The organism is Planococcus sp. VCh962, assembly GCF_057748275.1.
In genome coordinates this window covers 949,437-967,041 of the sequence record NZ_JBYLHS010000001.1, presented here as the reverse complement: position 1 = coordinate 967,041, position 17,605 = coordinate 949,437, and the positions used below count along the sequence as shown (strand labels likewise).

Here is a 17,605-nt window from a genome sequence, read left to right as displayed (position 1 = left end):
GGTCTAAATAAAATATAAAAAGAAGGGGTTTAATAAATGAAGCATATTTATGCCTTTGAAGACATAAGGGAGTATGAGGATTTTCAGGGTATTATTCAGCGTTTCAGCAAGCGGTTGAGCGACTATCAACGATTCTTAGAAGCAGAGTATGCCTTAGCAGACAAACCAAAAGGAGTGGTCTGGACTTCCGCAGAAGCGGCAACCACATTATTTTCGAATCTCCCAATTCCCGCCTTTACGAATAAAGAAACAATCTACATAACACCGGATATTACGGCTTGGAGAAAGCTGTTTATCCGGCAGTTGGATGGAAAAAACCTTCCTCACATTCAACGTTTCTATGAACAGCTTTCAGAGAATCACATGCTTACCATATTGGGCCATGAATTGACCCATCATTCCGACTTGTTTCTAGACGACTTCGAAGACGCAAGAGAAGACGGCGTTTGGTTTGAAGAAGGCATGTGTCAGTATTTGCCCAGAAAATTCCTTTTGATGGTTAGGGAATTTGATGAAGTATCAACAAACGAAAAGGAATTAGTGGTCGTGTTTACAGAAGAATACGGAAACCGGTCCCTTGACGAATTTGGAAGCAATTCCTATCAAGCCAGCTTATCCAGCATCATGTTCGATTACTGGCGAAGTTTTCTTTTTGTTAAGTACCTAGTGGAAGAGCGCTACCAATACAACATCAAGGCAGTTTTTAAAGAATACCATAAGTGGTACAACGTAGGTCGGAAACGCTCGCTAACTGAACATTTCGGATTAGATGAGGTGTCGATATAGAACCGGAATAGTCAGGTAAATCAGATTTCTGAATGTAACAAAAATGCAGTTAAGTTACATCAGAATGGACAAATTCTTATGAAAAGGAAGGTGCTAAATGGAAATATATATTGCTGCATTCTGCAGTATCTGGGTAGCATTTTTGCTTTACTTACTCATTGAAAAAAAGGTGGCTAAACGAGACAAACCACTCATATATTTCTGCATCGCATCGCTTCTTTTTGTCATTAGCATGTCATCCCCTTATTAAAGCCTTTAGCGGGTCCTGTTCGTCACTTAAATATATGACGGCCAAATCATTGATTTTAAAGCTCAAACAGAAAATGGTTGGCAGATGATAAGGTAGTATGGAGGCTTAAAAAGACGTTTGACCCAGAAATTCCCGTATGATATCGAGCCTTATATTATGTGGAAAGAGGAACTGTCCTTAAAAATTCAAAATGAAGCTTTAGATGGTATCGAAAAAGCAAGAAGTAATGACACTTTGTTTTGATTGAATGCAACAAAAGTTCCGATGAGTCGCATTGATCAGTATGAAAATATTTGATCAACGCACTTATCACAGAAAAGAAAGAGGTGAAAAGCCGAATGCAGAAAGACACGGAGATTATCTTAGTGGGTACATATCATTTTGCTTATCAAGAAGACGTCCTAATCAATAAGCAGGGTGAAATTTTGGACCTTGTTGATTTTCTTTCAGTATTTAAACCGACCAAAATTGCTGTGGAGTGGGAAAAAAGTGAGCAGGAGAAGTTAAACAAGCGCTTTACCGAGAGCGAAGCAAATTATGAAATGCATGAAATTGAACAAATAGGATTCAGGTTAGCAACGAAACTGAATCACTCTGAAGTATTCGCGGTTAATTGGACTGGGGCATTAACTCCGGAGGAAATGGTGGAATTGAATCAAACGGTTCAAGAAGACTACCCCGATGTTTTGCAAAAGGTGGAAGCTTTCAGCGAAAAAAGTGCTGCGATTCGCGCTGACCAAACCTTACTGGAAGCTTATCATTGCTTGAATAAGGAGGAATTGATCCAAGACTTGGAACAGATGTATCTTTCTTTTTTGTCCGTTGAAAAGAATGGACAAAATATCGGTGTATCCTTCTTAAGCAAATGGATTGAGAGAGAAATGACTATTGTAAAGAACATTAGTGAAATAGTAGAAAAACCAAAAGAACGGATCTTGGTAATCGTGGGAGGCGATCATATTTGGAAGTTAAAACAACTTTTCGAAGGAAGAGGCTGGCTGGTAATTAATCCATTTGAGAAACAAAATTTGTTTTAATCGAGAAAAAGAAACCTTGAGTAGAAATCGGTTTACGTATTAAAGCTCATAGTAAGAAAGGAACTTGATAACGAGGTTCCTTTTTTAGGGAGAAAACTCAAAATACAAAAAGACTTTTTGATCAGTAGAAAGCTTTTTCGAACAGTTGTGGCATTCCGATGAATAATGCCAACGTCGAAAGGGTTGATGAAAAGTTTACAGAATAGAATAGGAAGGAGTAAAAAAATCCCAAAATATCCAAAGAAAAATCAATGCGGGGTGAATGAAGATGGAAACAAAAGCGCCTGTCTTGTCGGTGAAAAATTTAAAGAAAACGTACGAAAGCAATGGCAATCAAGTGAATGCCCTTCTTGACGTCAGCTTCGACTTATTCGAAGGGGAATTGCTGGCCGTCATGGGGACAAGCGGTTCGGGGAAAAGCACGTTGTTAAATATTTTAGGCGCCATGGACAGCCCGACAGCGGGAGAAGTCAGCTTGAATGGCTCCTATCGGAAAGACCTGTTTCAAGAGCCGGCTGCTACCGCTTACAGAAGGGACAATATCGGCTTTATCTTCCAAGCCTTCAATCTTTTGAAGGACTTGTCGGTGGAAGAGAACACCGCCTTGCCGCTCATCCTGAAAGATGTTGACGAAAACGACATAACCTCCCGCGTACAGCACATGCTGGAACAGATGGGCCTAACAAATTGGAGAAAGCACCGTCCGGTCGAACTGTCGGGCGGCCAGCAGCAGCGGGTCGCCATTGGCCGGGCGTTGATCACCGCGCCGCCCATTGTCCTGGCAGACGAATTGACCGGGAACCTGGACTTCAATACGTCCACCGATATCCTGTCCACCTTGGTCCAGATGAAGAAGAATTTGAACCAAAGCATTGTCATGGTGACGCATGATGCATATGTCGCCTCCTACGCAGACCGTGTATTGTTCTTCCACGACGGGTCCATCGTGGATGAATACAGCTGTAGCCAGACGAAAGCGGACATGGACATCATCCTGCAGAAGTTCAAGCAGATCATGGAGAAGGCCTCATGATCCAGTCACTGACCGGACTCGCCTTCCGCTTCTTCCGAGAGAATAAGTTCATTGCGGTTTCCTCCATTCTGGGGGTGGCGATTTCCATCTCGCTGATCTTAACGATGGTTTTGTTCGTCTCCAATGCCAAACAATCGCTGATGGACGAAGTCCAAGAGATGTTTGGCAGCATGGATTTGGCGGTCGGCTACAATCCCGAACAGGGAAAAATCATCGATGCCGCACGGCAGAATGAATTGGTCTCATTTGAAGCGATTGAACAGTCTTCAGACGTCTTGCTGACGCGGCTTTACGTGGACCAGATCGCGAATACCGTCTATACCATCGGGGTGGAAAACGACACGCTGGCGAAAAGCCGGTATCACTTCACGGAAGATGTCTCGGAAAATGAGGTCATCCTGAACAAGCGTCTGGCGAAAGCCTTGAATGTGCAGACAGGCGACGGGCTGATGCTGGAGAACCGCATGTACACGGTTAAAGAGATCATGCCAAATCTGGAAGCAGCAGGGCCGGTAACCGATACATTGATCCTGGCAAAAGAACGGATTCAGCAAATCGAATTCGAGAAAACAGGCAACAAACAGGAAGCCACCTATGTCTTAATGAAAGCGAAAGAAGGTTGGGATGTAGTGGAGTTGGCAGGCGATTTAAAGTTGGTGGATCCGGACATCCGAATTGATATAGCGGTAGAGGACGAATTTGTAAGAAGCAATTTGGACATGCTCAATCAATTCATCATCGTCTTGTCCATCCTGGTATTGGTCCTGACGTCGTTGTTTATCGTGTCGAATTTCGAAGTGTTCTTGTACAAATACAAAAACCAATTAGCGATTATGCGTGCTTTGGGCGCCTCAACTCAGCAGCTGTTCAAAGTGGTTTTCCTGCAATCCAGTTTGATCAATCTATTAGGTGCAGCGGGGTCTTTTCTTCTGGTCGTAGCGACACACCAATTCGTACAGAGCTGGTTTGGTCCGTTATTTTCCATTTCCGTATCATCCGTTGATTTCAATTTCAGGCTAGCGATTCTGGTCATTGGCATCAGTGTACTCATCATTCAGCTTTTCATGCTGATTCCAGCGTACCGAAGCAGCAAGGTGCTGCCGTTGACGATTATGCAAGAAAACGAAACGATTCATCTTCCGTACCAGAAACTGCAGAGTCTATCGGGGATTGCATTGGTTGCAGGGGGCCTTGTTTTCATTTTGTTGGGCTTTCTCTTTTCCGATTTGATTCTCTTGTTCCTGCCGGGAGCTTTGTTTTTGATCATGGGCATGTTTCTGTTGTTGCCGGTCTATATCACGCCCCTAATGACGTGGTTCTTGCCGGCCGTCAAGTCCTTGTTCGGCAATACGTCTTACATAACGGTGAAGAACTTGATTCCCCAAGTCCGAAAGAACATGCTGGTCGTGCTGATTATAGCGGCGATGATGGTCATCGCCATTTTCGGTTCCACGTTCATCCAGACTATCCAGTACAGTGATAAACAATATGTCAAAAAACAGTTTCTGACGGATCTTCTGGTAACAAGTCCGGTCGGAAATCAATTGACCATTAATCATGTGGAATTAAAAGAAACGGTCCAGAAATTACCGGGAATCAAAAGCGTCAGTACTCATAGCGGCTTTTATCAAGCCGAGATGGATTCTGGGGAAAGGGTTGACTTGGTAGACTATGCGTATGCAGATTTGGAGGCAATGGAAAAGCAGGGACTAATACCAGCGATTAAAAGTACAGCAGAAGAACAGATGATCATTTCAGAAAATATAGCTGAAACCTACGGCCTCGAAATTGGAGATCAGGTGCGGTTCAAGCAATTCTTCGACAGTACAGCGAAGGGATTTATAGTGGCCAGCATTGCCGAAGAACTGCCGATGTGGGGAGAAGTCTTGATCGATTGGAAGAACAATCTGGAAGAACCCAGTTTTCAGAAGGCATTTATCCAGCCTATCAGTACGGAAGGTGCAATGAGTGGGGTGAGGGAGCTTAAAAGCCTTTTCCCGACATTGACGATTTCAAGCTTTGAGCAATCGCTGGAACAATCGAAACAGATGTCTTCTCAGCGCTGGTCCATCTTTGTCGTTGTCCTCGCAGTCATTCTTTTCAGTGTGATGTTTGGGGTTGTGAATACACTCATCAATAACATCCACTCCAGAAGAAAGGAATATGCGGTGCTAAGAGCCATTTCGCTTAGCCCCCAAAAAATCATCCAAGTGGTGATGACGCAAGTGGCCACTTACTTGTTGATCGGGCTGCTTTTCGGAAGTGTGGCGGGGTTACTCCTGACCTATTCCATTAGCAGGGTGGATCCTTTGACGCCCATTCGATATGATTTTCAGTTCATCGCTATCCTGATAGGCGGAATGGTAGCTATTTCTTTGCTGGTATTTCTACCGTTTGCGAATAAAATCGGCAAGCTGACACTCTCTGAAGAACTGACACAGGACAATAAGTGAAAGGATTTAAAGAAGAAAAACTTAATTTTATATGATAAAAGAGACTAGTTCGAACATGTTACAAACATACAGCTGGAGATTACTTAATCAGCTGTTTTTTCTTTTAGTTTCTGTATAAAAAATCAATTTATATATCAGCAGTTCTCACTAATTCTCTCAAATTTAATAAGCGGAATTGGTTCCCTTATTGTTAGTCGTTGATAAGGTAGGCGAAAGTTATAAAATCCAGATGTTAATTCTAGAAAGTCCAAACATGTGTCTATCCTTTTGTTTTCCACAAATGTATTAGACATAAAAAATAATCTCACTCCTAAAAGTAGCATTTGTTTTCGTTTTGGATATTGACGATTCAATAGGAATGGTGAATCCCCTCTTGATCAAGGTTTCTAAGGCGATCAGCAAGCAGGTGATGGCAAAAATTTATAGTAAAATAACGGCGTTAGATTCGGAAAAGAGCCGATTAATTTGCTTTCGGAATATCACTAGACATTGGTATTGTGCCTGCCGTCAGATTTTGGTAGGCTTGTTTGATGACCATCCAGCCTTGCACAAAGAACAATGTCATTTCTGTATAGAATCTCCGGCTTGATTTTATGCCTGGAGAAAAATGAAAACGAGCAGCTTGTAAAGAGACAAGCTGCCCGTTATATTGAAATCATCGTTTCTACCGGATTGTGGCTTTCTCTTGCAAGAAATCCTCGGTCGATGTCACTGCCGCATACATCCCTTGGAGTGCGCCGACAAACGAATAATGCACCTGTTCTGCTGGAACGACTTTATCCTGGTAAGATAAATCTCTTGTTGCACAGGCATCTTCGATCAATGTCGTTTCGTATCCCAGGTCCACAGCAGCGCGCACAGTGGCGTCAATGCACATATGTGTCATCATTCCTACCACCACGACCTTGGTTATTCCTTTTTCTTTTAATTGGCTATCCAATTCCGTTTGCAGAAAGCTGTTCGCGAAATGTTTAATGATGAGGCTTTCGTGTTCCAATGGACGAACAGCTTCATGAATTTCAGAACCTTCCGTATCTGGAAGAAAGAAGCCCATTGCAGGGTTGCTTGCAATATGTTGTATGTGAAAAATATTTTCTTTGTGATTTTTTCTGAACCATTCAAGAACTTTGGCTGCATTAGCAGCTGCGCTTTCAGGTTTGCTCAATTCCATTTTACCGTTTGGAAAATAGTCATTTTGAATATCGACAATAATCAATGCTGTGCTCATTTTTCCACCTCATTTATAATTTTTCCTACAATGTAATGATATACAGGTTCCAGATTTTTATCGATAGGCTGATGAAGTACTTTTGCGTTAAATCATTTCACCATGAAAGGAATCTATTATGGAACTTAACAATATTGATTTTCAAATCCTTCGCTTGCTGTCGGAAAATTCGCGTATCCAATGGAAAGACTTAGGTAAACAAATCCACATGACTGGACAGGCAGTAGGGAATCGCATCAAAAAACTGGAGGACAGCGGTGTCATCAAAGCTTACTCCCTGATCGTGGATGAAATGAAATTAGGACTTTCTTATACCGCGTTTGTCATCATTTACATGAAAACAGCTGATCACGAGAAGTTCATCGGTTTTCTCGACGGGCGGCAAGAGGTGGTGGAAGCACATCGGGTGTCGGGAGATGGCTGTTATCATTTGAAGATAAAAGTGGCTTCCCAGGAACAACTGAACCTTTTTCTGAATGCAATTCTCGATTACGGGAACTATGCCTTGTACCTTTCCATAAAAGACATCAAACAGCGCGATTCATGGATTGACGGCATTTAACTACAGATGTTTTATTCAGTGGATTGATGCTTGCAAACCCTCGCTTTGTTCATTCATGAAGTATGATCTTCTTATAGGGTACATTTTTCAATAATACCAATTCCGAATTGAACATGCTTTTGCTTTTTCAATAAAGCATTTTTCCAATTATCTTGCGATGTACGCCAATACATCTGAACGACTCTGTTTGGCTGCCTTAAAAAATAACCAATCAGAAAAAATTACAAACTCCTCACAGGTCGTTATCAAAAAAGGCTGAAATTCTTGTTTAATCAAGAATTTCAGCCTTTTCCCTTTTCAGCAACTCTCCAAGTTTTGTGCAGTACCCATGCTTGCTGATGTTGTTAGAAAGCTTGAGCGCTTGGTATCAATTTTTTTATTTCTCTTTATTGAACTCTCCCCAACGACACATTTCTTGAATGATCGGCCAGAGCGTTCTCCCTTTCTCCGTAAGGCTGTATTCAACCTTTGGTGGAATTTGCGGGTATTCCTCACGATGAACTAAGCCATCCTTTTCCATTTCCTTCAATGTTGAACTAAGCGTCCTGTAAGTTATTTTGCCAATCATACGCTGAAGTTCGTTATACCGCACGGCATTGTTGTTCGATAAATAGTAAATAATCAGCAGTTTCCATTTTCCGTTGATGATGGAAAGTGTATAGCCAAAGAAGGTTTCCTGGTTATCAGCGATATTAATCTTGGATGTTTTCATGTTTACACTATCCTCCTTGATAGTATATGCGAAAAAAGTGCATACTTGTTAGTGGATTTGTACTCACTATATAATACATTTAACTTCGAGTAAAGAGTTGCAGCATTTTTAGACTTGAAAATTCAAGTAGTCTACATCTTGCGATTCCTTTAATAATCAACGGCGTCGAAAAATAAGTTAAATCGAAGTTCTTTTTAAATCAAGGAGCCATAGTGAGGAGGATATGAAAAATGAGATTATGCAGCATTGCAAGGCTTTTATAGGCGTATTGCTAGAAAAGTTGAAGAAGCTGATGCCATTTTAGTCGGCCGTGCTTTAAGTTGGAAGCTTTTATGATAACAACTTCGGCAACGGAGAAAAACTTATAAATTTTAGAAATGAGGTTTTAACAATATGAAGAAATTCAAAAAAACATCTATGCTGACATTGACAATGCTTTTGGTGAGTAGCACATTAGCTGCTTGCGGAACACCTCAGAATGCCGATCCAGTAGATAAGCAAAAAAAACGTTTCTCAACAACAAGATATGACGATACAGCAAATACGAAATGCTACAGTAACGGTAGAATATGGTGGTCAAAAGTTCTTGATCGATCCTATGTTTTCCAAAAAGGGTGCGTTTGAATCTTTCGGTCCTGCCGAGCGTGATGACCGGAATCCAATAGTTGAATTGCCGATGACGGTTGAAGAAATTCTTGAAGGTGTAGACGCTGTCATCGTAACTCATACACACGAGGATCATTTTGATGACGCAGCAAAAGAACAGCTGCCTAAAGACATGAAGCTGTTTATGCAGGATGAAGCGGATGCTGAGATGGCCAAGGAATCAGGGTTCACGAATGTCGAAGTCATGGAAGAAGGAGTGGGCATAAGCTTTAACGATATTGAACTGACTGAAGTGGATGGCCGTCATGGATATGGAGAAATGGCAAAGGCCATGGGAAATGTGATGGGGCTTGTCTTCCAACATCCGGAAGAAAAAACTTTATATCTAGCTGGCGATACTGTCTGGTATGAAGAAGTGCAAGAGAACATCGATGTCTATAAACCGGAAGTTATTATTCTAAACGGTGGCCAAAATCAATTTCTTGAAGGGGGCCCTCTGATTATGGGCAAAGAAGACATATACGAAGTATTTAAAGCTGCACCGGAAGCTGACATCGTTGTGAGCCATATGGAAGCAGTGAACCACTGGGATTGTCCAGAGAAGAATTGAAGAACTTTATCAACGAAAAAGAAATGGAGTCTAATGTAGTGGTGCCGGATGACGGAGAAGCTTACTCCTATTAAGGGGAAGAGTGAAGGGATGGAACCTTTTCGGCTGTAAGGAGAAGGCATTCGATCGGCACAGCACCGAAGCGAACAAAAATAATTTTAGAGGTGAAATGATGAAGAAATTTGATGTATCTGTTTTATCTGTTGCTCCATTAAGGCAAGGTGAAACGATGAAACAAGGAATTGATTCAGCGGTATCGTTAGCGAAAGCGGTCGATAAGATGGGCTATAACCGAATTTGGTTTGCGGAACACCATAACCACGATGCTTATGCAAGTGCCGCTACCGTATCAATCGTACAACATATATTGGCAAATACAGAAAACATCCGGGTAGGTTCCGGCGGGATCATGCTGCCGAACCATTCCCCGTTAGTCGTTGCGGAGCAATTCGGGACGCTTGAAACCTTGTACCCGAACCGCGTGGATCTGGCATTGGGCCGGGCGCCGGGAACGGATCAAAAAACGGCCGATGTGATCCGCCGTTCCAATCATAATGGCGTGTTTTTCTTTGAACGGGAAGTCCGGGATATTTTGCGTTATTTGGGGGAAGAAGAAGCGCAAGGAGAGGTGCGAGCCTATCCAGGGATCGGGACGAATGTACCTGTTTTTGTGTTAGGTTCTTCAACGGGCTCAGCTAAAATCGCTGCTAATCTAGGTCTGCCGTATGCATTTGGTGCTCAATTTTCACCTGAGGCAATGGAGGAAGCGCTCGCGATTTACCGGGAAAACTTCCAGCCGTCTGCTTATTTACAAGAACCCTATGTGATCGCTGCCATTAATGTGATTGCAGCCGATTCCATGGAAGAGGCAGCTTTGATTTCCGCCAGCCATTTGCAGGTGTATATCGATATTTATACAAACAATTTAAGCCAGCTTATCCCACCAACCAAGGACTTTCTTGAATCGTTGTCACAAGTAGAATTGGAAATTCTGCATCATCGATTAGGGTATACCATCATGGGGGATGCAGAAACAATTCATCGGGAACTCACGGCATTCCAACAGACATACCAAGTAGATGAAATCATTGCCATATCCAATATCTATGACCCCGAAAAGGAAATTCATTCGTATGAAATTTTCAAGCAGGTGAGCGCTGCTTTGTTTGAATAAAAGGGAATACTTCTACTAATATCTTGTTAGAAGTAGGATCTGTTACAACTACAAAAACAGAGGGAAGAGTGATGCTGAATTAGCACTGCTCTTCCCTCTTTTTCAGAAAAAAAGTTACAGTCATTTAATTGTTCTGTCTAACTTTAAAGTTGAATTAAAAGAGGAAATAAAATTATAGATTCACAACTATAAGTAGGGAAGTGGCTTCGTGGGAAGTTTCTTCCCTGCTTCTTTTTGTATTTTTAAAGAAAAATTTAAATAAAGAACAAAACGCTTTCAAAAATCTCAACTTTTATGTTTTTCTGGAATCAGCGTTTCCTTGGATTGAAGGGACACAATCAAGTAATATAACCCGGGAAAGATAATAAGGAACCCGATTCCGATATAGACATGGCGAATATTCAAGGCTAAAAAAGGCAATGAAGCGAACAGGATGCCCAACGGCATTGTGACCCGGAGGAACAGCAGACGGACGGCACTCAATTGGGCCAGCCGGTCCCTGGGCGCTTCCCGTTGGAAAATGGCGGCACTTTGGGCATTGAACAGCGGGAACAGGATGCCACCCATCAGTTCACACATCCACGCGAACGGAACCGAGTGGACAAAGTACAGCAGCACAAAAGAAAATCCGCCGCCAACCAAACCGGCATACATCGTTTGGGGACTTTTCGGCAGTTTGGCCAGCAGAAGCATGCCCAGCACATAACCGATGGGAAAAGCCCCTTTGAAAATGCCATATTCCCATGTTTCGCCTCCAAGTTCGCCCCGGATGAACGGGACACTCAAGACCAGCGTTGCGCCTACGGCAAACTGGACGGTCGAAGATAGCAGCGTTAGCCGCAGGAGCTGTGGGTAACTGAAAAAACTCTGGTAGCCTTCTTTCATTTCGGACCACCAAAATCTCTTGGTCCAAATCGCCGCCTTTTGTTTACTGGATTGCGGGATACGGGAAAGTGCCAGGAAACTGATGAAGAACAAGAGCGCCGAAATGCTGTAAATCCACTGCATCGGCACAAGCAACAAAAGGAGCGATGTGACACCGGGCGCCAGAAACCCCATCAGCCGGAGCGTCCCGTCCAGCAAGCCGTTGGCATCGGCCAGCTCTTCATCGGGACAGATTTCCGGCAACAGGGAAAACGACAGGCTGGCAAAAATAGGTTGAAGCAGTCCCAAGATGCATTGCAGCACCACCAACCCGAGGATGGCCGTGGTATCCGTTCCCATCCAGAATCCGGCTAGAGGAAGCAGGTAAGCACCGGCCCGGATCAGCTGGATATTTTTCAGCATTTTTTCTTTGATGACGTGATTGAGAAAAGGAGAGCTGATGCTCTGCAGTACCAACGAAGGAATGAAGTAGACAAGCCATAGGATGCCCATCCACTCGCGCGAACCGGTCAGTTCGTACAATAGCAACCCATTGATGATGGCGCCGGCTGCACCACCGAACTCCGAGACGATTTCCCCAATCCATAGCGATTTAAAGGACTTGGAATATTTCTTCAACATCCGGCTTCCATGTATCGAGCCAATTGGCTGGAGAACGCTTCAAGCTTTCCAAGATTGACCGAATAGATCCCTTTCTCCACACGGACGAATTTCGCGGCTTTCAACAACGCCAGCTGATGATGGAGCGTTGTTTTTGAAGTATTGAATTGTCCACTCAGCTCTTGAAGGGATAAGGGATTTTTCTGAAGCTGAAATAGCAATTTCAATCGCAGTTCATCACCTAACGCTTTATGGCCGCGAATCAGCTCACTTGAAGGAACTCTCGGTTCAAGAAGGTGTTCTTCTTTGACCGGATAGAAGAAGAACTTGGTGTCTGCGGTACGGATGGTCAGCACCCACGGGCGATAGGAAACCTGCGGGATGAGTTTGACCGACCAAACCGAGGGTTCGGGCAGGTACTCGACACCGTCCGTCACTCGTTCGATTTCAGCTACGGGATTCAGGGCATCCAGTTGGCGATGCTGTTTCTGTTCAAAGGCCAGTGCTTGCAACCATTTCTCCCATTCCTTTTTCTTTGACACCCAATTTTCCCATTCGGTTAAGGCACGAGTCATCAGATCACCTATTTCATATTGTGAGAGCAGGTGAAGCTGGTGAACATACCCCTCTAAATAGTCATGTCCTTTATATAAGTCGGCATATTTTTTCCATACATCCCTATGTTCAGGATTGCAGGCTGCTTCTTTTCGTAGGGGTTCCGATTGGCGATTGTGATAAGGCAGAAGCCAATCATAGAAATCAGCAGTTGAAGCAGTGAAGAGTGAAGTTGAAAATTCGGAAACGGAAGCCGCAGCGAACTGATGCTGCAACAGAAGCATGCCGTACCAAAGATTCGTTTCTTGAATCTCTTTTAACAGCTCTGTCAGTGAAGTGGACATCGCATCTTCATTGGCTGTCCATTCATCATTCAAATCAAACGTGTGCCGCAACTGTTCGTGCGTATATCCGGCTATCCCGAGAATCAATTCCCAGACCGGTGATTGTTCTACTTTCAACTGAATGGTTTCGCTAGATGAAACTGAAGTTAAAATTTTCAAAGAGAAACCCTCCTAAAGTTTCTTTATAAAATTATTCTATATTATTAGAATTTTAAATTCAATATAATTAGAATTTTAAACTATCGAAGAACCTTCAACAGAAAGTATGGTATTGAAGTTCAATATCATTATCTAATTAGTATGCCTATCCTGACGCGAGAGGAAGAGGAATTTGGTTAGGCAAGATTGGAAAGCAGAGGAAACGCACTCTTTTTTTAGAGCAACCCTCTGCTTTTGTATTCTTTTATCTTTTTTACACTGACTAACTTATGCCTGCTTTCTGTCCGTCCTTTTTAAGAAAATTATCGTGACAAACCTCAGGACGCCAAGCTTCACCACTAGCAAGACGAATTTTAAATATTGGGGGCAAATGAAAGTTTTTTTGATGTTCATTTGATGTTCGTTTCTACTTTGTGGCGTGCTGCTCAAAATGGAGAAGGAAGAAATAATGCTAGTTTTTAAGAAAAAGTGAGAACTGGCAGGCTTCTTATATTATCGCTGTTATAGAAAATAACTATGAACACCCATGCAATTTAACTTAGGGCAAAGTAAAAAACTATATTTTCCAAAAAGTTTCCTGTTCTCGACAAATGGAACCTGTGATAAGCTATAATTATCAAAATTTACCAGTTAATAGATTTGTGCTTATCCATTCTAAAGATCTAAGTGTTCAAATCAGAAGCGGACATTTAGTTAACGTCTATAAAGGAGGCAAGGTAACCACATGGCAACCGTTCATTTAGTGAAACATAATATAGACTTTTGTAATCGAATATTCGAACTATCTTCCGATTCACTGGTAAAAGAAGCGTTAGGTCTTCCAGACGGTACAGTTGAAAACACAAAACAATTTGTTGAAGCTATCATTCAAGAAGAACTTGAAGGGAAGACGGTATCTCGAGTAATTCTTAATGAAGATCACCTTGTCATTGGAATCACTACGCTGATGCTCATAGACCAGCATAAGAGCTCTTGTCATATCGGGTCGTGGATTGGCCAAGAGTACTGGGGCAAGGGGTATAACCAGGCATCCAAAATAGCCATATTGCGAATAGCTTTTAAAGAGCTAGGTTTGAAGCGTGTTTTTGCAGGAGCACGGAAAGTGAATATCCGTTCCCAAAAAGCGCAAGAAAAATTACCTTTTATTAGTCTGCATGTTGAAGCAACGTTTCCTGAGGAACATAAGGCTTTGGAAAAGAAGGAAAAGCAAGCTTGTGTCTTACATGCTTTCTACAGAGAGGATTTCAATAAATATATAAATGAATAAAAAGAGAATTTCACTTTCCACTAAATAAATCTTACATTAAATGAGTCAATAGCCATTTTAGTTTGTCGATAACTATGTGTAACTCAATCAATGATTGTTCACAAAAGACGGCTCATTAAAAGCAGATTGTATAAAGGAAAGAAGGTGAATTTCTAAAATTGGCATCTTTCATTCTTTCTTACTGTAAAAATGTAATTTTGCGAACGGTTATGAGGCTAAAAGAAGGAAATCTCGAATCGATAATGGGATTTATCGGCATGATGAAAGTGGATTTGGCAAATGGACTTGAATTTAATAGGGAAAGGAAGCATTCCAGTGAATGAACAAAGTGGCATCAATAAAAAGGCTTGGGAATACCGGGCCTATGAATTTTGGACGAAGCGGGACGGGGCTCCAAAAGACAAGGCAAAGGAAATTGTGAAAAATCCGAAAGCGGCTTTGAAAAAACACCAGGAATATTTTGGCCAACTTGATGGAATGAACGTGGCCAATATCTGCGGGTCAAATGGAAGAAAAGCTGTTTCTCTCTCTATTTTAGGGGCTAACGTCACGGTTTTCGACATATCAGAGGAGAATAGAAGATATGCGTTAGAATTGGCCGAATGTGCAAATACGGTGATCGAGTACGTAGTGGGGGATGTCTATGACATCGATGTGGATACATACAGGAACCGCTTCGATCTGATTTATTTGGAAGGCGGGGTGTTGCACTACTTCAATGACATCGATCAATTGGTCGGGATTCTTTTTTCCATCCTGCGTGACGAAGGAAGACTGATTTTGAGTGATTATCACCCTGTGAAAAGATGCATCACTCCGGACCTTCACTATATTCCTGCTTATTTTGATAAGGAATTGCACAACGAAAACATCGCTTACAAATCATTCTTTGAAGAGCGGGAGCAACCGGATTTTCCGGATGTCTCGCTCAGGTTCTATACATTAAGCGAAATCATCAATTCCGTGGTTTCGACCGGTTTTGACTTACAGCGATTTGATGAACATCGCGGTTGGAACGATGAAAATATCCCTTGGGAGTTCACCTTAGTGGCTGCTAAATAACGGTCATGCGAATGCAGCTGCAATTCTTCATTAGCCGAAAAGTTAAATAGGCATTGCTCTACTCTAAACTTACCGTAATGTGCCTAAATACAAAGGGAGAGAAGATGCGCTTAAATCAGCGTCTTCCCCATTTAAGTTTATATAAGAGTACTTTTATTGACATTAATTTTTGATGGAATTTAGAAATAACTTATCGATAGATGGATCCACTGTTCTTTGGCAACTTCTCAATATGCTTCAAATAAGGCATGACCTTTTTGCCGAAATCAGGTAGGGCAAAATTCAATTCATGGCCAACGCAAATTGAAAGTTCTTCGAAAAGCTTGCACATGTTGAATAGCGCTTCCCATATATTTTTGTAGCTGCCATCAGGGTAGGTGAGAAGCACCTTTTCCCACAAGCCGCTTTCAACATACTGTTTAATATTTTTGCTGCCTTTGCCGGTACTGATCGCAAAGTCTGTCCGGATGCCCACGTGCCAATTCAACATCGTTAGGAACATCTCTCTAACGGGTCCTTCCATGATGTACTTGGCAAGCGGAAGTTCTTCACGCCATAGCGCTTTGGCAATATAGGTACTCACCCACCAAAACTCATTCGAACAATCTTGAAACGCCTTCAGGTCCGGCTTGGAAATCCGGTACGGGTTTTCGGGCGTGGTGTTAGTTTGTTTGATTCTATTGTCTTTATCCAACAGGATTTTGCGAAGTTCTTTTCGTGTTAACCAATCCTCTGCGAACGTTACCGGGGTTAAGGTTAAATCGATCCGATTACCGTCTGTAAAAAGCATTAAATAAGAAAAGCTCTGACGCGTTTTATCGACAGGGGGAATCACCATTTGGTCGGGCATTTGCAACATAATTCTTTCCCCGAAATAGTCTACCCAGGAATGGTCATTAATGAAAGGCTGCATGTCTTCGACATAATATACGATGTCATAATCTTGAAACGGATCTGCTTTATTTTGCGGGTCCACTCGAGATCCATTCATTTCTACCAAGCGGATATTTTCGCTTTCTGTTGCTTTGGTTAAAATCAAATCCAGCATTTCCTCTTCATTCCTCATTTTAGAACCCTCCTATTTCCCCCGGCAATAAGCTGCCTTCGTAGAAACACGAATTAGTAGTATAAGATTTATTGTTACAACCATTCTGTTGAAATACAACCTATTACTAAACAGACCTATAAAAAACTAGGGTTGAATCAATTTAATATAGGTAAAACCCGATTCAACATCTCATGAATTATATGGTCACCATTTCCAGAACAGTGAAAATGAGCATGACTGTGAGCGCAATCTCGATATTCATGTTCCAGACGAACAGGGAAGTGCCTAAAAATATATAAAAGACCAGCAAGAAGAATGAAAAAGGTTAATAAGGACAAGCTCTTAGTTAAATCAGTGAAAATTTAACTGGATATTTATGTTAAAGTAGTAAGGCTGTAAATGTTAATTAAGGAGAGAAAACAATGAAGATCATGCAACAGTGGAAGCAAGAAGATAGTGACTATATCAAGAAGAAAGTAATCGAACATAATCTTTTAAATGTCCCGGATCATGTTAAACATCCAGTGAAAAACGTAAGTTTTATGCTTAGAGATGAAAATGAAAATATTTTAGGCGGAATAACCGGGACAATTTTTTGGTATCACTTACATATAGATTTTTTATGGGTTGACAATACTTTAAGGGGTGAAGGTTATGGTGAGAAGCTATTGCAAAGCATAGAAGAAATCGCCATAACAAATAGCTGCAAATTGATTCAACTGGATACTTTTAGTTTCCAGGCACCAAAGTTCTATCAAAAGTACGGTTATGAAGTGGTTGGAATAGTTGAAGAACATCCTACAAAAGAACATCAACAATACTATTTACTGAAGAGATTGGCTGATTAAAGCATGCTTCTAACCAAAGATACGGGATTAGACTGCCGACTGAATGAACTTCCCATTGGGTTTTAAAATTAGAAGTCCAAAAAGCACTCCTTTTCAAATCATCAGATTATCAGAAGCTAGTTGAAATAAAGAGCGGGAAGAGGCTGTTGCAAACTCATCTTCTCTCTCTATTTTTCTATACTAATACACTTTTAGGAATGTTATATATACACTAATTTGATAAGTGATTGAAAAAATTCGTTTAAAATAAAGTGAATATTAAAACATTTCGTGTATTAAATGGTTTTATTTGGTATATTGTTAATGAAGCTCACAGCTCTTGTAAGTACAAACTAGTTGTAAATTTACCAATGTATATCCCTTTTTAGATAATATGATGTGCAGCT

The 17,605-nt window shown here is 41.7% G+C and carries 14 protein-coding genes and 1 pseudogene; 10 read left to right on the top strand and 5 right to left on the bottom strand.

Translation table 11 applies throughout. The features are described from left to right. The first annotated feature begins 36 nt into the window (after nt 1-36). The 4 genes from AC3AQ9_RS04880 to AC3AQ9_RS04865 all read left to right on the top strand — a co-directional run bounded on the left by AC3AQ9_RS04880 (nt 37) and on the right by AC3AQ9_RS04865 (nt 5,559). The gene (locus tag AC3AQ9_RS04880; RefSeq protein WP_488306320.1) at nt 37-786 is read left to right on the top strand and encodes a hypothetical protein; all 750 of its coding nucleotides are present in this window, start codon (nt 37-39) and stop codon (nt 784-786) included. Between the two features lie 588 nt (nt 787-1,374). Next, complete coding sequence (locus AC3AQ9_RS04875) at nt 1,375-2,073, top strand: DUF5694 domain-containing protein (RefSeq protein ID WP_488306319.1); 699 nt, start codon at nt 1,375-1,377, stop codon at nt 2,071-2,073. 268 nt (nt 2,074-2,341) lie between these two features. Beyond that, nucleotides 2,342-3,106: an ABC transporter ATP-binding protein gene (locus AC3AQ9_RS04870; protein WP_488306318.1), complete on the top strand. Its 765-nt coding sequence runs from the start codon at nt 2,342-2,344 to the stop codon at nt 3,104-3,106. Beyond that, nucleotides 3,103-5,559 (top strand): FtsX-like permease family protein, encoded by a 2,457-nt coding sequence (locus AC3AQ9_RS04865; protein ID WP_488306317.1) that lies wholly within the window; start codon nt 3,103-3,105, stop codon nt 5,557-5,559. The genes AC3AQ9_RS04870 and AC3AQ9_RS04865 overlap by 4 nt, the downstream gene beginning before the upstream one ends. Before the next feature lie 664 nt (nt 5,560-6,223). Here AC3AQ9_RS04865 and AC3AQ9_RS04860 read toward each other — a convergent pair. Next, nucleotides 6,224-6,787 carry a cysteine hydrolase family protein gene (locus tag AC3AQ9_RS04860; protein WP_488306316.1) on the bottom strand — a complete coding sequence of 188 codons (564 nt, stop codon included), beginning with the start codon at nt 6,785-6,787 and terminating at the stop codon, nt 6,224-6,226. Nucleotides 6,788-6,905: 118 nt separating this feature from the next. On the opposite strand from AC3AQ9_RS04860, the gene AC3AQ9_RS04855 reads away from it, so the two are divergent. Beyond that, nucleotides 6,906-7,349, top strand: a complete 444-nt coding sequence (locus tag AC3AQ9_RS04855; RefSeq protein WP_488306315.1) for an Lrp/AsnC family transcriptional regulator — start codon at nt 6,906-6,908, stop codon at nt 7,347-7,349. Nucleotides 7,350-7,725: 376 nt separating this feature from the next. On the opposite strand, the gene AC3AQ9_RS04850 is transcribed toward AC3AQ9_RS04855, so the two are convergent. Then, the gene (locus AC3AQ9_RS04850; protein WP_488306314.1) at nt 7,726-8,061 is read right to left on the bottom strand and encodes a winged helix-turn-helix transcriptional regulator; all 336 of its coding nucleotides are present in this window, start codon (nt 8,059-8,061) and stop codon (nt 7,726-7,728) included. 526 nt (nt 8,062-8,587) lie between these two features. Here AC3AQ9_RS04850 and AC3AQ9_RS04845 point away from each other — a divergent pair. Continuing rightward, nucleotides 8,588-9,351, top strand: a pseudogene (locus AC3AQ9_RS04845) (MBL fold metallo-hydrolase). A 98-nt stretch (nt 9,352-9,449) separates the two neighbouring features. Further along, on the top strand, nt 9,450-10,451 hold the full coding sequence (locus AC3AQ9_RS04840; RefSeq protein WP_488306313.1) for an LLM class flavin-dependent oxidoreductase: 1,002 nt from the start codon (nt 9,450-9,452) through the stop codon (nt 10,449-10,451). Between the two features lie 285 nt (nt 10,452-10,736). On the opposite strand, the gene AC3AQ9_RS04835 is transcribed toward AC3AQ9_RS04840, so the two are convergent. Further along, on the bottom strand, nt 10,737-11,957 hold the full coding sequence (locus AC3AQ9_RS04835; RefSeq protein WP_488306312.1) for an MFS transporter: 1,221 nt from the start codon (nt 11,955-11,957) through the stop codon (nt 10,737-10,739). Then, nucleotides 11,951-12,994: an ArsR/SmtB family transcription factor gene (locus AC3AQ9_RS04830; protein WP_488306311.1), complete on the bottom strand. Its 1,044-nt coding sequence runs from the start codon at nt 12,992-12,994 to the stop codon at nt 11,951-11,953. The genes AC3AQ9_RS04835 and AC3AQ9_RS04830 overlap by 7 nt, the downstream gene beginning before the upstream one ends. Nucleotides 12,995-13,718: 724 nt before the next feature. On the opposite strand from AC3AQ9_RS04830, the gene AC3AQ9_RS04825 reads away from it, so the two are divergent. Together AC3AQ9_RS04825 and AC3AQ9_RS04820 are read left to right on the top strand one after the other, a co-directional pair. Further along, on the top strand, nt 13,719-14,261 hold the full coding sequence (locus tag AC3AQ9_RS04825; protein WP_488306310.1) for a GNAT family N-acetyltransferase: 543 nt from the start codon (nt 13,719-13,721) through the stop codon (nt 14,259-14,261). Nucleotides 14,262-14,576: 315 nt separating this feature from the next. Continuing rightward, nucleotides 14,577-15,323 carry a class I SAM-dependent methyltransferase gene (locus AC3AQ9_RS04820; RefSeq protein WP_488306309.1) on the top strand — a complete coding sequence of 249 codons (747 nt, stop codon included), beginning with the start codon at nt 14,577-14,579 and terminating at the stop codon, nt 15,321-15,323. 190 nt (nt 15,324-15,513) lie between these two features. On the opposite strand, the gene AC3AQ9_RS04815 is transcribed toward AC3AQ9_RS04820, so the two are convergent. Then, on the bottom strand, nt 15,514-16,389 hold the full coding sequence (locus tag AC3AQ9_RS04815; RefSeq protein WP_488306308.1) for an aminoglycoside 6-adenylyltransferase: 876 nt from the start codon (nt 16,387-16,389) through the stop codon (nt 15,514-15,516). Nucleotides 16,390-16,793: 404 nt separating this feature from the next. Here AC3AQ9_RS04815 and AC3AQ9_RS04810 point away from each other — a divergent pair, with 404 nt between their 5' ends. After that, entirely contained in the window at nt 16,794-17,219 is a 426-nt protein-coding gene (locus tag AC3AQ9_RS04810) for a GNAT family N-acetyltransferase (protein WP_488306307.1), read from the top strand. Nucleotides 17,220-17,605: the final 386 nt, after the last annotated feature.

What these genes read in the sequence shown, in the direction of transcription:
- AC3AQ9_RS04825 (WP_488306310.1), top strand. Translation starts at nt 13,719, where the DNA reads ATGGCAACCGTTCATTTAGTGAAACATAATATAGACTTTTGTAATCGA.
- AC3AQ9_RS04810 (WP_488306307.1), top strand. Translation starts at nt 16,794, where the DNA reads ATGAAGATCATGCAACAGTGGAAGCAAGAAGATAGTGACTATATCAAG.
- AC3AQ9_RS04850 (WP_488306314.1), bottom strand. Translation starts at nt 8,061, where the DNA reads ATGAAAACATCCAAGATTAATATCGCTGATAACCAGGAAACCTTCTTT.
- AC3AQ9_RS04870 (WP_488306318.1), top strand. Translation starts at nt 2,342, where the DNA reads ATGGAAACAAAAGCGCCTGTCTTGTCGGTGAAAAATTTAAAGAAAACG.
- AC3AQ9_RS04840 (WP_488306313.1), top strand. Translation starts at nt 9,450, where the DNA reads ATGAAGAAATTTGATGTATCTGTTTTATCTGTTGCTCCATTAAGGCAA.
- AC3AQ9_RS04835 (WP_488306312.1), bottom strand. Translation starts at nt 11,957, where the DNA reads ATGTTGAAGAAATATTCCAAGTCCTTTAAATCGCTATGGATTGGGGAA.
- AC3AQ9_RS04875 (WP_488306319.1), top strand. Translation starts at nt 1,375, where the DNA reads ATGCAGAAAGACACGGAGATTATCTTAGTGGGTACATATCATTTTGCT.
- AC3AQ9_RS04815 (WP_488306308.1), bottom strand. Translation starts at nt 16,389, where the DNA reads ATGAGGAATGAAGAGGAAATGCTGGATTTGATTTTAACCAAAGCAACA.
- AC3AQ9_RS04880 (WP_488306320.1), top strand. Translation starts at nt 37, where the DNA reads ATGAAGCATATTTATGCCTTTGAAGACATAAGGGAGTATGAGGATTTT.
- AC3AQ9_RS04855 (WP_488306315.1), top strand. Translation starts at nt 6,906, where the DNA reads ATGGAACTTAACAATATTGATTTTCAAATCCTTCGCTTGCTGTCGGAA.
- AC3AQ9_RS04865 (WP_488306317.1), top strand. Translation starts at nt 3,103, where the DNA reads ATGATCCAGTCACTGACCGGACTCGCCTTCCGCTTCTTCCGAGAGAAT.
- AC3AQ9_RS04860 (WP_488306316.1), bottom strand. Translation starts at nt 6,787, where the DNA reads ATGAGCACAGCATTGATTATTGTCGATATTCAAAATGACTATTTTCCA.